The sequence below is a fragment of the Pseudomonas umsongensis genome, assembly GCF_002236105.1.
Lineage (GTDB): Bacteria > Pseudomonadota > Gammaproteobacteria > Pseudomonadales > Pseudomonadaceae > Aquipseudomonas > Aquipseudomonas umsongensis.
Genome location: NZ_NIWU01000002.1, coordinates 187,158 through 201,702, shown reverse-complemented (window position 1 = coordinate 201,702; position 14,545 = coordinate 187,158). Strand labels below are relative to the sequence as shown.

Annotated in this window: 16 protein-coding genes; 11 read left to right on the top strand and 5 right to left on the bottom strand. The window is 60.0% G+C overall.

The features are described 5' to 3' along the window. Nucleotides 1-3: 3 nt before the first annotated feature. Nucleotides 4-963 (bottom strand): MerR family transcriptional regulator, encoded by a 960-nt coding sequence (locus tag PSUM_RS11125; protein WP_020796675.1) that lies wholly within the window; start codon nucleotides 961-963, stop codon nucleotides 4-6. Nucleotides 964-1,203: 240 nt separating this feature from the next. Here PSUM_RS11125 and folM point away from each other — a divergent pair, with 240 nt between their 5' ends. The 6 genes from folM (at nucleotide 1,204) to PSUM_RS11095 (ending at nucleotide 5,076) form a co-directional block, all read left to right on the top strand. Then, the gene (gene folM / locus PSUM_RS11120; RefSeq protein ID WP_083348230.1) at nucleotides 1,204-1,914 is read left to right on the top strand and encodes a dihydromonapterin reductase; all 711 of its coding nucleotides are present in this window, start codon (nucleotides 1,204-1,206) and stop codon (nucleotides 1,912-1,914) included. 18 nt (nucleotides 1,915-1,932) lie between these two features. After that, on the top strand, nucleotides 1,933-2,508 hold the full coding sequence (gene folE / locus PSUM_RS11115) for a GTP cyclohydrolase I FolE (RefSeq protein WP_020796673.1): 576 nt from the start codon (nucleotides 1,933-1,935) through the stop codon (nucleotides 2,506-2,508). A 2-nt stretch (nucleotides 2,509-2,510) separates the two neighbouring features. After that, nucleotides 2,511-2,882, top strand: a complete 372-nt coding sequence (gene folX, locus PSUM_RS11110; protein ID WP_020796672.1) for a dihydroneopterin triphosphate 2'-epimerase — start codon at nucleotides 2,511-2,513, stop codon at nucleotides 2,880-2,882. 98 nt (nucleotides 2,883-2,980) lie between these two features. Next, the gene (locus PSUM_RS11105; RefSeq protein ID WP_020796671.1) at nucleotides 2,981-3,277 is read left to right on the top strand and encodes a DUF1244 domain-containing protein; all 297 of its coding nucleotides are present in this window, start codon (nucleotides 2,981-2,983) and stop codon (nucleotides 3,275-3,277) included. Continuing rightward, nucleotides 3,270-3,608: a HopJ type III effector protein gene (locus PSUM_RS11100; protein WP_020796670.1), complete on the top strand. Its 339-nt coding sequence runs from the start codon at nucleotides 3,270-3,272 to the stop codon at nucleotides 3,606-3,608. The genes PSUM_RS11105 and PSUM_RS11100 overlap by 8 nt, the downstream gene beginning before the upstream one ends. A 217-nt stretch (nucleotides 3,609-3,825) precedes the next feature. Beyond that, nucleotides 3,826-5,076 carry a 2-aminoadipate transaminase gene (locus PSUM_RS11095; RefSeq protein ID WP_020796669.1) on the top strand — a complete coding sequence of 417 codons (1,251 nt, stop codon included), beginning with the start codon at nucleotides 3,826-3,828 and terminating at the stop codon, nucleotides 5,074-5,076. A 162-nt stretch (nucleotides 5,077-5,238) separates the two neighbouring features. Here the strand turns inward: PSUM_RS11095 and trxB are convergent, their stop codons facing one another. Continuing rightward, nucleotides 5,239-6,195, bottom strand: a complete 957-nt coding sequence (trxB, locus tag PSUM_RS11090; protein ID WP_033042914.1) for a thioredoxin-disulfide reductase — start codon at nucleotides 6,193-6,195, stop codon at nucleotides 5,239-5,241. A 314-nt stretch (nucleotides 6,196-6,509) separates the two neighbouring features. On the opposite strand from trxB, the gene cysZ reads away from it, so the two are divergent. Continuing rightward, nucleotides 6,510-7,262 carry a sulfate transporter CysZ gene (gene cysZ / locus PSUM_RS11080; protein WP_020796667.1) on the top strand — a complete coding sequence of 251 codons (753 nt, stop codon included), beginning with the start codon at nucleotides 6,510-6,512 and terminating at the stop codon, nucleotides 7,260-7,262. A 40-nt stretch (nucleotides 7,263-7,302) separates the two neighbouring features. After that, complete coding sequence (locus PSUM_RS11075) at nucleotides 7,303-8,502, top strand: glycosyltransferase family 4 protein (protein WP_042955297.1); 1,200 nt, start codon at nucleotides 7,303-7,305, stop codon at nucleotides 8,500-8,502. 118 nt (nucleotides 8,503-8,620) lie between these two features. Here PSUM_RS11075 and PSUM_RS11070 read toward each other — a convergent pair whose 3' ends face one another. The 3 genes from PSUM_RS11070 to PSUM_RS11060 all read right to left on the bottom strand — a co-directional run bounded on the left by PSUM_RS11070 (nucleotide 8,621) and on the right by PSUM_RS11060 (nucleotide 11,031). Continuing rightward, entirely contained in the window at nucleotides 8,621-9,724 is a 1,104-nt protein-coding gene (locus PSUM_RS11070) for an NADH:flavin oxidoreductase (protein ID WP_083348229.1), read from the bottom strand. A gap of 216 nt (nucleotides 9,725-9,940) precedes the next feature. Next, nucleotides 9,941-10,423 (bottom strand): glutathione peroxidase, encoded by a 483-nt coding sequence (locus tag PSUM_RS11065; RefSeq protein WP_020796663.1) that lies wholly within the window; start codon nucleotides 10,421-10,423, stop codon nucleotides 9,941-9,943. Between the two features lie 122 nt (nucleotides 10,424-10,545). Next, entirely contained in the window at nucleotides 10,546-11,031 is a 486-nt protein-coding gene (locus tag PSUM_RS11060; protein WP_008054392.1) for an FKBP-type peptidyl-prolyl cis-trans isomerase, read from the bottom strand. On the opposite strand from PSUM_RS11060, the gene PSUM_RS11055 reads away from it, so the two are divergent. Genes PSUM_RS11055 through PSUM_RS11045 form a run of 3 tightly spaced genes read left to right on the top strand, consistent with a single transcriptional unit; the run spans nucleotide 11,000 to nucleotide 14,389 of the window. After that, nucleotides 11,000-11,326, top strand: a complete 327-nt coding sequence (locus PSUM_RS11055; RefSeq protein ID WP_042955296.1) for a DUF3565 domain-containing protein — start codon at nucleotides 11,000-11,002, stop codon at nucleotides 11,324-11,326. The genes PSUM_RS11060 and PSUM_RS11055 overlap by 32 nt on opposite strands. Before the next feature lie 60 nt (nucleotides 11,327-11,386). Continuing rightward, complete coding sequence (gene pta / locus PSUM_RS11050; RefSeq protein ID WP_020796661.1) at nucleotides 11,387-13,486, top strand: phosphate acetyltransferase; 2,100 nt, start codon at nucleotides 11,387-11,389, stop codon at nucleotides 13,484-13,486. Next, nucleotides 13,487-14,389: a 1-acylglycerol-3-phosphate O-acyltransferase, YihG family gene (locus PSUM_RS11045; RefSeq protein WP_083348228.1), complete on the top strand. Its 903-nt coding sequence runs from the start codon at nucleotides 13,487-13,489 to the stop codon at nucleotides 14,387-14,389. The last annotated feature ends 156 nt before the right edge of the window (nucleotides 14,390-14,545 follow it).

The following is a 14,545-nucleotide window of genomic DNA, read 5'->3' as shown; positions in this document are numbered from 1 at the left end:
CCTTCAGGTATCCAGGCTGCCGGCCAGAAACTGGCTCAGGCGCTGGCGCATCACCGTACCTTCGTTGCCCAGGCAACCGATCGATGACCCGGCGAGGCTTTCCTGCGCCAGGTCACTGGCATCCCCAGCCAGGAGCAAGGGGCAATCCAGGCTCATCGCCAGGCGATTCAGGCGCCGGGGCAAGTCGGGGGTGGGGACGTGATTGGAAACCAGCACCAGCGCCCTTGGCTTGATCCGCTCGCAGACCAGCGTCAGTTCGTCGAACGGTTGGCCGGTGGTCAGCACCCGCACCCCCATTTGATCGTTGCCGAGGAACAGGGCGGCGATCAGCAACTCAAGCTCGCGACACTGGCCCGCCAAGGCGCTGACGATGACTCGCCGGGGGTGACGGTCACGGATCAACAGCAGGCGCTGTACCACCCGCGAGCGCAGAAAACCATCGAGGAACAGCCACTCGCTGGCCCGGCCGAACGTATCCTGGCGCTGCAGCAATTGCCTCCACAGTGGAAGAATAATGTCCTGGAAAACCACCGGTTGGGAGTAGCTGGAAAAAATCTGCCCGTAGACCTGCTCCAGCCGGATATCGTCAAACGCACTGACCGCGGCTGCAAGCTGTTGCTGCCACTGTGCGTAATCCGCCTGCACCAGATCGCTGGGGATGATGTGAGCCAATACCTGTAGCGGCTCTGCCTTGGCCAGGATCTTGCCGATCTTGCTGACCGCCACACCGCGTTCGATCCAGTTGAGGATGCTTCGGACCCGCTCAATGTCCTGCATCGAATACAGGCGATGCCCGCTTTCGGTGCGAGTGGGCACGATCAGGCCATAACGACGCTCCCATGCGCGAAGCGTGACCGGGTTCACACCGGTCAGGCGCGCCACTTCGCGAATCGGGAAAAGCTCTTCCCGTTCCAGGGAGAGCGCTGGCGACACACCCGGGGCAACGTCGGTCAAGACAGGCATTTATAGGCCTACATCCATGTAATTATCTGGGCCCATTCTACCTCCCCTGCACCTCAATCATTCAAGAAATAGATTGTTACCAAGGTCACCGGCCTGGCAGGGAAATCAGGAATAGTACTTGCTTGCCCCAAAATACAGCCGCCACCACGGCGCTGCGCCTGCGCAACCGAAGACCCGAAACCTGCAGGTTCACGGCTCGTCGCTGGTATAGTTTTGCTCTTACCGCGATGCGAGCCGTTCATGACCTCTTCTGCAGCCCCCATTCTGATCACCGGTGCCGGCCAGCGTGTCGGCCTGCATTGCGCGCAGCGATTGCTCGAGGATGGCCATCGCGTGATTTTCAGTTACCGCAGCGAACGTCCCGGTGTACAAACCCTGCGCGATTTGGGCGCGATCGGGCTGTTCGCGGATTTCTCCAGTGAAGCCGGGATCGTCACCTTCATCAGTCAACTGAAAACCCACACCGACAGCTTGCGGGCAATCATCCATAACGCTTCCGAATGGCTGGCCGAGACGACGGACACCGATGCCGCCGCATTCACCCGCATGTTCAACGTGCACATGCTGGCGCCCTACCTGATCAACTTGCATTGCGCCGACCTGCTCGAACGCTCAAGCCCCGCCGACATTGTGCACATCAGCGATGATGTGACCCGCAAGGGCAGCAGCAAGCACATCGGCTATTGCGCCAGCAAAGCCGGGCTCGACAGCCTGACCCTGTCCTTCGCCGCCCGATACGCGCCCGGCATCAAGGTCAACACGATCGCGCCCGCCCTGCTACTGTTCAATGCCAACGACGATGCCGCCTATCGCGCCAAGGCACTGGCCAAATCCGCGCTGGGCATCGAACCTGGCAGCGAAGTGATCTACCAGAGCTTGCGTTATCTGCTCGATAACCCCTATGTCACCGGCACGACCCTGACCGTCAACGGCGGAAGGCACATCAAATAAGTGTCCCGAGGATCTTCCATGACGCTTTCCCTACATCAGAACTGCCTGTCACAGAGCTATCGCGAGATCCTCATCGGTCTCGGTGAAAACCCCGAGCGCGAAGGCCTGCGTGACACCCCGCTGCGCGCCGCCAAGGCCATGCAGTACCTGTGTCACGGTTACGAGCAAAGTGTCGAGGAAATCATCAACGGCGCCCTGTTCGCCTCCGACAACGATGAAATGGTGATCGTCGACAACATCGAACTCTATTCCCTCTGCGAACATCACCTGCTGCCCTTCATCGGCAAGGCGCATGTGGCTTATATTCCCACGGGCAAGGTGCTGGGCCTGTCGAAGATTGCGCGGTTGGTGGACATGTTCGCCCGTCGCCTGCAGATCCAGGAAAACCTCACCCGGCAAATCGCCGACGCCGTGCAACAGGTAACCGGCGCGGCAGGCGTTGCCGTGGTCATCGAAGCACAGCACATGTGCATGATGATGCGCGGCGTCGAGAAACAGAATTCGACCATGAACACCTCGGTGATGCTCGGCGCCTTCCGCGAGTCGAGCAATACCCGCCAGGAGTTCCTGCAATTGATTGGACGGAGCAAGTAGCAATGCCACAACTTCAACCAGGCATGGCGCGCATCCGGGTCAAGGACCTGTGCCTGCGCACCTACATTGGCATCAACGAAGACGAGATCCTCAACAAGCAGGATGTGTTGATCAACCTGACCATCCTCTATGCAGCCCAGGAAGCGGTGCGCGACAACGATATCGATCACGCGCTGAACTACCGCACCATCACCAAGGCGATCATCGCCCACGTGGAAGGCAATCGCTTTGCCCTGCTCGAACGCCTGACCCAGGAGCTGCTGGACCTGGTCATGGCCAACGCGTCGGTGCTGTACGCCGAGGTCGAAGTCGACAAGCCCCACGCCTTGCGCTTCGCCGAGTCGGTGTCGATAACGCTCGCGGCAAGCCGCTAAGCTTCAAGCTTCAAGCTTCAAGCGGTAAGCTACAAGCCACCGCCATCCATCTTGCAGCTTGAAGCTTGCCGCTTGAAGCTGTCTCGAAGAGACCCCCTATGACCGATCAAGAACGCCTTGAGCTCGAAGCCGCCGCCTTCCGCCGGCTGGTGGCCCACCTGGACAGCCGCAAGGATGTGCAGAACATCGACCTGATGAACCTCTCGGGCTTCTGTCGCAACTGCCTGTCCAAGTGGTACAAGGCAGCGGCCGATGAACGCCAGATCGAGGTCAGCCTCGATCAAGCCCGCGAAGTGGTCTACGGCATGCCGTACGCCGAGTGGAAAGCCCAATATCAGCAAGAAGCCAGCGCCGAACAACAAGCGGCGTTCGCCAAAGGAAAACCCAATGAGTGATTTGAACACCCTGCGCGCCAGCCTCAAGAGTGGCGAACACGCTTTCGCCGATACGCTGGCATTCATTGCCGCCGGCTACGATTACCAGCCCCAGGCCTTCACCAATGGCGGCGTGGAAAACGCCGCCGGGCAGAACGAAGGTTCGTGCAAGACGCTGGGCCTGGCCCTGCTGGAAGGCCTGAGCGATGAAGAAGCGCTGCTGGCGTTCGGCGAGCATTACCGCTCGGTGGTTGCCACGCCTGAGGGCAGTGACCACGCCAACATTCGCGCGTTGATCGAGCATGGCCTGGCCGGTGTGAAATTCACCCGACGGCCGCTGACCCGCCGCTGATTCAGACGCAAAAGATCGCAGCCTGCGGCAGCTCCTACAGGATCTAGTTCATTCGCAACATGGCGGTGCGCCCGTAGGAGCTGCCGAAGGCTGCGATCTTTTGATCTTTTGCACATCCCGACTTTAAAGATTAACCCGGCGACTTTATTTCGTTTGCCGGGCACCGCGGCTCCCGGCTTAGATAAAAACAATCTTCCTTCTTCCGAGCCGGTCAGCCATGCGCAGCGAAACCATCAGCCAGTCGATCAATATCGTCCACCCTGTCACGCTCAGCCACGGCAAAAATGCCGAGGTCTGGGACACCGACGGCAAACGTTACATCGACTTTGTCGGCGGCATCGGCGTACTGAATCTAGGTCACTGCCATCCCCGTATCGTCGAAGCCATTCGCGAACAGGCCACGCGGCTGACCCACTACGCCTTCAACGCCGCGCCCCATACCCCCTACCTTGAGCTCATGGATCGCCTGGCGGCGTTCATTCCGGTGGATTACCCGGTCAGCGGCATGCTCACCAACAGCGGCGCCGAAGCAGCGGAGAATGCACTGAAGATCGTCCGTGGCGCGACTGGTCGCACAGCCGTGATTGCCTTCGATGGCGCCTTTCATGGCCGCACGCTGGCCACTCTCAACCTCAACGGCAAGGTTGCCCCCTACAAACAGAAAGTCGGCGTGTTGCCGGGGCCGGTGTATCACTTGCCGTTCCCCAGCCGGGACAACGGCGTGACCTGTGTCGAGGCGCTCAAGGCCATGGAGCGCCTGTTCAGCGTCGAGATCGACGTCGAGGACGTGGCCTGCTTTATCGTCGAACCCGTGCAGGGCGAAGCGGGTTTCCTGGCCATGGATGTCGAGTTCGCCCAGGCGCTGCGCACGTTTTGCGACGAAAAAGGCATCGTACTGATTGCCGATGAAATCCAGTCTGGTTTTGGCCGCACTGGCCAGCGGTTTGCGTTCTCGCGCCTGGGCATCGAACCGGACCTGATCCTGTTGGGCAAAAGCATCGCCGGCGGCATGCCGCTGGGTGCGGTGGTCGGGCGTAAGTCGCTGCTGGATAACTTGCCCAAGGGTGGGCTTGGCGGTACATATTCCGGCAACCCGATCGCCTGTGCCGCAGCGCTCGCGACCCTGGATGAAATGACGGACGCCAATCTGCGAGCCTGGGGCTCACAACAGGAGGAAGCGATAGTCAGTCGCGTTGAAACCTGGCACGCGAACAAGCTGTCGCGGTACCTGGGTCGCCTGACCGGCGTGGGCACGATGCGCGGCATTGAGCTGATCAAGACCGACGGCACACCCGCTTCGGCGCAGTTGACGCAACTGCTGGCCCTGGCCCGGGACGCCGGGTTGTTGCTGATGCCCAGCGGAAAATCGCGGCACATCATTCGGCTGTTGGCGCCGTTGACGATTGAAGCGGCTGTGCTTGAAGAAGGCCTCGACATCCTTGAGGCGTGCCTGCAGAAGTTAACCTGAACATACGGTCCCCTGTAGGAGCTGCCGAAGGCTGCGATCTTTTGATCTTGCTTTGTATAAGATCAAGATCAAAAGATCGCAGCCTTCGGCAGCTCCTACAGGGGGGCATTTGTGTTGCCCACAAAAAAACCGGCAGAAGCCGGTTTTTTCTTTTCTACAGGATCAAGCGTTCTGCAGGTTGTCCAGGTAACGCTCGGCATCCAGTGCCGCCATGCAACCGGCGCCAGCGGAGGTGATCGCCTGGCGGTAGACGTGGTCAGCCACGTCACCGGCGGCGAAGATGCCTTCGAGGTTGGTCGCAGTGGCGTTGCCGTCACGGCCGCCGTGTACGACCAGGTAGCCGTCTTTCAGCGTCAACTGCCCTTCGAACAACGAAGTGTTCGGGGTGTGGCCGATGGCGATGAACACGCCATCGACTTTCACTTCGTCGAAGCTGCCGTCGTTGTTCTTCAGGCGGGCACCGGTCACGCCCATGTTGTCGCCCAGGACTTCGTCCAGGGTCGCGTTCAGCTTCAGGATGATCTTGCCTTCGGCCACGCGAGCGTTGAGCTTGTCGATCAGGATCTTCTCGGCGCGGAAGGTTTCGCGACGATGGATCAGGGTCACGGTGCTGGCGATGTTGGCCAGGTACAGGGCTTCTTCGACAGCGGTGTTACCGCCACCGACCACAGCCACGGGCTTGTTGCGGTAGAAGAAACCGTCGCAGGTCGCGCAGGCCGAAACGCCTTTGCCCATGAACGCTTCTTCCGATGGCAGGCCCAGGTAGCGAGCGCTGGCGCCGGTGGCAATGATCAGGGCGTCGCAGGTGTAGGTCGCGCTGTCGCCGGTCAGGGTGTAAGGCTTGGCGGCGAAGTCCACGGCATTGATGTGATCGAAAACGATCTCGGTTTCAAAGCGCTCGGCGTGCTCACGCATCCGCTCCATCAACGCCGGGCCGGTCAGGCCGTGGACATCACCCGGCCAGTTGTCGACTTCAGTGGTGGTGGTCAGTTGACCGCCGGCCTGCATGCCGGTGATCAAAAGTGGCTTGAGGTTGGCACGGGCGGCATAGACGGCGGCGCTGTAACCGGCAGGGCCGGAACCGAGAATAATCACTCGCGAATGACGAACTTCAGACATGACCTGCTCCTGTTGACCGGCCCGGAATACCTGGCGCGGAACGCCGGCTGACCGGCGGGAATAAAAAAGGACCATTGAAAGCACTTGGGGAAGGCTTGAACTCGACAGTCCTGTAAAAAGATTGGGTGCAGCGTATCGAGGGGGCGAAGATTAAGGAAATACGGTTTAACAATCCAGCTCATAGGTGGTCTCTATCCCCACAGAGTGTTTCCCAGGACGCCTTTGTTACAGTTAATGTCGATGTCGCTGTCGCGCTTTCGCCGGTCAGGCAAAGCCGGTAAGGTCGGCGCGTTTCCCACTGCCCGGAGCCTGTTATGCCCGCCCCTGTTCTGTCCGGCCCGCAATACTTGCGCGAAGGCCTCAAGCTGGTCCTGAGCCCCAGTTTGCGTTTGTTCGTATTGTTACCGCTGGCAATCAACCTGGTGCTGTTCGTCGGATTGATCTACCTGGCCGGCCATCAGTTCAGTCTGTGGGTCGATACACTGATGCCGTCCCTGCCCGAGTGGCTGAGTTTTCTCAGTTACATCCTGTGGCCGATTTTCGTCGTGCTGGTGGTGTTGATGGTGTTCTTCACCTTCACCATGCTGGCCAACGTCATCGCTGCGCCGTTCAATGGTTTTCTCGCAGAGAAAGTCGAAGTGGTGGTGCGCGGCACCGACGACTTCCCGGCCTTCAGCTGGGGTGAGCTGATCGCCATGATCCCCCGTACCCTCGCACGGGAAATGCGCAAGCTCGGGTATTTCCTGCCCCGGGCGCTCGGGTTGTTCATTCTTTCGTTCATCCCGGTGGTGAACATCATCGCGGCACCGCTGTGGCTGGTGTTCGGCGTGTGGATGATGGCGATCCAGTACATCGACTACCCGGCGGACAACCACAAGCTTGGCTGGAACGAGATGCTCGCCTGGTTGCGCGAAAAGCGCTGGCAGAGCATGAGTTTCGGCGGGAGTGTTTACTTGGTGCTGCTGATTCCGGTGGTCAACATCCTGATGATGCCGGCGGCGGTGGCCGGGGCGACTTTGTTCTGGGTGCGCGAGCGTGGGGCGGAGAATCTGGTGACCCAACGCTAGATCGGTCACAAATCCATCATCTCGTCGTCACAACGCCGACATGGCCTCAGCCGACACTGGGGCCATGACGACAGCCCTGCATATCACCCTGATCACCGAAACCTTCCCTCCGGAAATCAATGGCGTGGCCAATACCCTTGGCCGCCTGTGCGACGGTTTGCGCGCGCGCGGGCACCAGGTGGAATTGGTGCGACCACGCCAGGGTTGCGATCAATCGGCGAGCAGTGACGATGAGTTGTTGCTGTGCCGGGGCTGGCCGCTGCCGGGCTATCCCGGATTGCAATGGGGGCAGTCGTCGATGCACAAGCTGCTGCGGCGCTGGAAGCGTCATCGCCCGGATGTGCTGTACATCGCCACCGAGGGTCCTTTGGGATTGTCGGCATTGCGCGCGGCACGACGCCTGGGTATTTCAGTGGTGAGCGGCTTTCACACCAACTTCCAGCAGTACTCCAGCCAGTATGGATTCGGCATGCTGACTCGATTGCTGACCCATTACCTGCGTTGGTTCCACAATCGCTCGAACCTGACGTTGGTGCCCAGTGTCAGCCAGCGCATGGAGCTGGAACGTCGGCATTTCGAGCGCCTGGCATTGCTGTCCCGCGGCGTCGACAGCCAGCTGTTTCACCCAAGCAAACGCTTGAATGCGCTGCGTGAGCAATGGGGGCTGGGCGAGAAGGACATTGCCGTTATCCATGTAGGCCGTTTGGCACCGGAGAAAAACCTCGGTTTGCTCAAACGCTGTTTCGACACGCTCAAGGGCACTTATCCACAGCGCATTCTGAAACTGATCGTGGTGGGCGATGGTCCGCAACGACAGCTGATGGAAAGCGAGTTACCCGAGGCGATTTTCTGCGGGACACAACGCGGTGAAGCCCTGGCCAGTCACTATGCGTCCGGGGATGTGTTTCTGTTCCCAAGCCTGACCGAGACCTTCGGCAATGTGGTGCTTGAGGCATTGGCCTCTGGACTGGGGGTGGTGGCTTACGACCAGGCGGCAGCGGCGCAACATATTCGTCATGGCTACAACGGCGTGCTGGCAATGCCGGGGGATGAGGAGGCATTTTGTGACGCCGCGACGTGGTTGCTGGAGAAGCGCGAAACCTTGCGCTGTGTGCGGCTCAATGCGCGCCAGCATGCCAGTCGGCAGGGGTGGGCGGCGATTGTCGAGCAGTTCGAGGGGCAGTTGCGGGGGGCCTGTGTTGGGGAGGTGGTGGTGCCGAATGCACCGACTCTGCCCTGAGATATTGGGTGCCATTCAGTCAGTCTTCGCGAGCAGGCTCGCTCCCACAGGTTTTGTGTACAACGCATAACCACTGTGGGAGCGAGCCTGCTCGTGAAAGCATTCTTCCAGACGCCGCTTAAACCAGCGTCATCAACGCCTCACGACTGAACGGCAGGATGTCTTCCTCGCGACCGTCACGTACTTTCTGCGCCCAGTCGGGGTCCACCAACAGTGCACGGCCGACCGCCACCAGATCGAACTCGTCGTTGTTCAGGCGCTCCAGCAGTTTTTCCAGGCTGGCCGGCTGCGCCACCTTGTCGGTGTTGACCATGAACTGCAGGAACTCACCGTCCAGGCCTACGCTGCCTACGGTGATGGTCGGCTTGCCAGTGAGCTTGCGGGCCCAGCCCGCCAGGTTCAGCTCGGAACCGTCGAACTCCGGCTCCCAGAAACGGCGTGTCGAACAGTGGAAAATATCCACCCCGGCATCGGACAATGGCTTGAGGAATTCGCCCAACGCCTGCGGTGTTTGCACCAGGCGCGCGGTGTAGTCCTGCTGCTTCCACTGGGAGAAGCGGAAGATGATCGGGAAGCCTTCGCCGACAGCCGCACGCACGGCCTGAATCAATTCAATGGCGAAACGCGAACGGTTGGCCAGGCTACCGCCGTATTCGTCGGTGCGCTGGTTGCTGCCTTCCCAGAAGAACTGGTCGATCAGGTAGCCGTGGGCACCATGGATTTCCACGCCGTCCATGCCAATGCCCTGGGCATCCTTTGCCGCCTGGGCGAACGCGGCGATCACGTCCTGAATGTCCTGCTTGGTCATACCGTGAACCACGACCTGACCGTCCTTCACTTTTTCCGACGGGCCATAACCCGGCACGCTGGCGTCCGGCTCGGTGCCGATACGGCGCACACTGCCGACGTGCCACAGTTGCGGAACGATCTTGCCACCCTCGGCATGAACCGCATCCACGACTTTTTTCCAGCCAGTCAGCGCCGCTTCGCCGTAGAACTGCGGAACGTTCGGGTAGCCGTTGGAAGCCTTGTGCCCGACAGTGGTGCCTTCGGTGATGATCAAGCCCACGCCGGCCGCAGCGCGACGGCGGTAATACTCGATCACTTTGGAATTCGGTACGCCGCCTGGCGAAAACGAGCGGGTCATCGGCGCCATGACGACGCGGGTCGGCAGTTCGAGGGTGCCGAGGTGGAACGGTTTGAACAAGGCTTTGACGGGCATGGGGACGCTCCACGGGAATAGACTTTATGACGGCTATAATATGGAGGCTTGCACGCGCTGAACAGCACTATTGATATGGGTGATTAAACATCAGAAGGGGGGATGTTGTAGGAGCCGGCTTGCTGGCGATGGACACGAAAACACCGCGTGGTGTCAGGCAATGCGCGTCATCGTTGACGACCATCACCAGCAGGCCGGCTCCTACGAAGGGGTATGTCAGGCCAAGGCTTTTTCGATTGCCTGAACCACACTCGGATCATCCGGCGCCGTACGCGGTGAAAACCGCGCCAGCACACGACCATCTTTACCCAGCAGGAACTTCTCGAAGTTCCAGGTGATGTCACCAGGAAACTCCGCGCCCTCGCCTGCCAGCAACTTGTACAGCTGGTGACGCTCGTGACCGTTGACTTCCAGCTTGCTGGACAACGGAAAGGTCACGCCATAGTTGAGGCTGCAGAAGTTCTTTATTTCCTGCTCGGTACCGGGTTCCTGACCGGCAAACTGGTTGCATGGCAAGCCCAGCACGCTGAAGCCTTTACCTTTGTATTGCTGGTAGAGGTTTTCCAGCGCCGCGTACTGTGGCGTCAAGCCACATTTGGAGGCCACGTTGACCACCAGCACGACTTGCCCCTTGAAAGGTGCCAGAGGCAGCACCTGGCCATCCAGGGCTGTCAAATTAAGTTCGTGAAAAGCACTCATGACGTACTCCAGATTCCCGTGTTCTTCTCGAAACAGCCACTTGGTGGTGTCGCCTGGAACAGCCGCAGACTAAAAAGGCGCCCTCGGGGCGCCTCTCCAGCTATCTGAGCTTAGCGCAGAAATCAGTGGTGATGGCCACCTTCGCCATGGACGTGGCCATGAGCGATTTCTTCCTGGCTGGCATCACGAATGTTGATGATCTTGACCTGGAAATTCAGGCGCTGACCCGCCAATGGGTGGTTGCCGTCTACGGTGACGTCGTCGCCGTCCAGATCGCGGATGGTCACGATCTGCATTTGGCCGTCCGGAGCGGAAGCATGGAACTGCATGCCCACTTCCAGCTCGTCGACACCTTCGAACATGCTGCGGCTCAGGGTGCTGACCAGTTCGGCAGCGTACTCGCCATAGGCATCTTCCGGTTCAACGGCTACGGTCAGCTCGTCGCCGACTGCTTTGCCTTCCAGCGCCTTTTCCAGGCCCGGGATGATGTTGCCTGCGCCTTGCAGGTAGACCAGCGGCGCGCCGCCGGCGGAGCTGTCGATGACCTCACCAGCGTCGTTGGTCAGGGTATAGTCGATGGAGACAGCCTTATTGGCGGCGATCAGCATGGGGCGAGACCTTTTGCATAAGAATATAGAAAGACCCAGTTTAGCGAAGCAATCGCCCGAAAGCGAACACAACCCGGACAGACGGGGTGCGACGATCACAGGCTTCCATCAGGACGAGGACGGCCACTGGGTGGCCGAGCTTTCGTGCGGCCATACCCAACACCTGCGCCATCAGCCACCCTGGCAATCGCGGGCCTGGGTCATGGACCCTGCGCAGCGCCAGGAAAAAATAGGCCAGCCCTTTGATTGCGGTTGGTGCGCACAAGGCTCGGTTAGCGATAACCTTGGCGACTGAATTTCGGTAGTTGGCCAGTTATAGGCCGGCACCATTGCCATGCACCTTTAGAGAATCCGCATGCAAACTTTTTTTATCGCACCCACCGATTTTGGCGTGGGCCTGACCTCCATCAGCCTCGGGCTGGTGCGCACTCTCGAGCGGGCCGGCCTCAAGGTTGGCTTTTTCAAGCCGATTGCCCAGCCCCATCCAGGTGACACCGGCCCTGAACGCTCCACCGAGCTGGTGGCGCGTACCCACGGCCTGAAACCGCCGCAACCCTTGGGCCTGGCCCATGTCGAGCGCATGCTCGGCGACGGCCAGCTCGATGAGTTGCTCGAAGAAATCATCACCCTTTATCAGCAGGCCGCCATCGGCAAGGATGTGTTGATCGTCGAAGGCATGGTCCCGACCCGCAGCGCCAGCTATGCCGCGCGGGTCAACTTGCACCTGGCCAAGAGCCTCGATGCCGAAGTGATCCTGGTTTCGGCACCGGAAAACGAAGTACTGACCGAATTGTCTGGTCGAGTGGAACTGCAAGCGCAATTGTTCGGCGGCCCCAAGGATCCGAAAGTCCTCGGCGTGATCCTCAACAAGGTCAAGACCGAGGAAAGCATGGAGGCCTTCGCCGCACGCCTGAACGAACACTCGCCGCTGTTGCGCAGTGGCGACTTCCGTCTGCTCGGTTGTATTCCATATCAGCCGGAACTGAATGCGCCGCGCACGCGAGACGTGGCGGACTTGATGGGCGCACAGGTGCTCAACGCCGGCGACTACGAAACCCGGCGCATGACCAAGATCATCATTTGCGCGCGTACCATGCGCAACACCGTGGAGCTGCTCAAGCCCGGCGTACTGGTGGTGACCCCGGGCGATCGTGACGACATCATCCTCGCCGTGAGCCTCGCGGCCATGAACGGCGTACCCCTGGCCGGCCTGTTGCTGACCAGCGACACCCTGCCCGACCCGCGCATCATGGACTTGTGTCGCGGCGCCCTGCAGGCGGGCTTGCCCGTGTTGTCGGTGAGCACCGGGTCCTATGACACCGCCAACCAGCTCAATGGCTTGAACAAGGAAATCCCGATCGACGACCGCGAGCGCGCAGAAATCATCACCGATTTCGTCGCCAGCCACCTGGACGCCAACTGGCTGCACCAGCGCTGCGGTACCCCTCGGGAAATGCGCCTGTCGCCAGCGGTGTTCCGTTATCAATTGATCCAGCGCGCCCAGTCCGCCAACAAGCGCATCGTCCTGCCGGAAGGCAGCGAACCGCTGACCGTACAAGCCGCCGCCATCTGCCAGGCCCGAGGCATTGCGCGATGCGTATTGCTGGCCAAGCCTGCAGATGTCGAAGCGGTGGCCCGCGCGCAAGGCATCGAACTGCCGCCGGGGTTGGAAATTCTCGACCCTGACCTGATTCGCGAACGCTACGTCGAGCCGATGGTCGCCCTGCGCAAGAGCAAAAGCCTCAACGCCCCGATGGCCGAGCAGCAACTGGAAGACACCGTGGTGATCGGCACCATGATGCTGGCGCTGGATGAAGTCGACGGCCTGGTGTCGGGCGTCATTCACTCCACCGCCAATACCATCCGCCCGGCACTGCAACTGATCAAGACCGCACCGGGCTGCACCTTGGTGTCGTCGGTGTTCTTCATGCTGTTTCCCGAAGAAGTGCTGGTCTATGGCGACTGCGTGATGAACCCGCACCCGAGCGCCGTCGAACTGGCCGAGATTGCCCTGCAAAGCGCCGACTCGGCGGCGGCATTCGGCATCACTCCGCGTGTGGCGATGATCAGTTATTCCAGCGGTGAATCAGCCAGTGGCGAGGAAGTCGAGAAAGTACGCGAGGCGACGTTGCTTGCCCATGAACAACAAAACTCGTTGCTGATCGACGGCCCGTTGCAGTATGACGCCGCCGCCAACGAAACCGTGGCCCGGCAACTGGCACCGAACAGCCAGGTGGCCGGTCGCGCCACTGTGTTCGTATTCCCCGACCTGAACACCGGCAACACCACCCACAAAGCCGTACAGCGCAGCGCCGACTGCGTCAGCCTCGGCCCGATGCTGCAGGGACTGCGCAAACCGGTGAACGATCTGCCGCGCGGCGCGCAGGTCGACGACATCGTCTACACGATTGCCCTGACCGCGATTCAGGCGGCCAACCGACCTATGGATGTGTAAATGCTGGATTTTCTACCTGCCCCGGCGCGCGGCGTGATCGCCGCGCTGCTGCTGGCGCTGAACACGATTTTGCTGTGCTCGTTCCTGTTCTGTGTGGCGCTGATCAAGGTCCTGCCGTTCGCATTCACCCAACGCATTGCACACTGGTTGATGAGCCATACCCACGAAGCCTGGATCAGCGTCAATAAAGGCTGGATGAACCTGGTCCGTCGCACGCGCTGGCACGTCAGCGGCCTGCAAGGCCTGGACTATCAACACTCGTACCTGGTCACCAGCAATCACCAGAGCTGGGTCGACATCCTGGTGCTGCAATATGTGCTCAATCGACGTATCCAGCCGCTGAAGTTCTTTCTCAAGCAGGAGTTGATCTGGGTACCGGTGATCGGCCTGGCCTGGTGGGCACTGGGCTTTCCGTTCATGAAGCGCTACTCCAAGGCCTACCTGGAAAAGCACCCGGAGAAGAAAGGCAAGGACCTGGAAACCACGCGCAAGACTTGTGCGAAGTTTCGCAACGACCCGGTGGGTATTTTCAATTTCGTTGAAGGCACGCGCTTCACCGAAGGTAAGCATGCCCAGCAGAAATCGCCGTTCAAGTACTTGCTCAAGCCCAAGGCTGGCGGCATTGCTTTTGTACTGGATGCCATGGGTGAACAACTGGAATCGATCGTCAACGTGACTATCCACTACCCGGCCGGGCGCCCGGGTTTCTGGGATTTGCTGTGCGGGAATGTTGCGGATGTGGTGGTGCACTTTGAAGAGCTGAAGATTCCGCCGCAGTTCATAGGCAAGAACTACGACCAGGACGGTGAGTATCGCCTGCAGTTCCAGGGCTGGATCAACCAGATGTGGCAGGACAAGGATGCTCTGCTTGCGCAGATGCACCGCGAGTATCCATCGAAGTAGTTCGGTGAATGTTCTGCCCTCTTCGCGAGCAGGCTCGCTCCCACAAGGTTAATGTTCACCGAAGATCAACTGTGGGAGCGAGCCTGCTCGCGAAGGGGGCCTCCCAGAAATAAAAAACCCGCCGATGATCACTCATCGGCGGGTTTTTTATTTGCG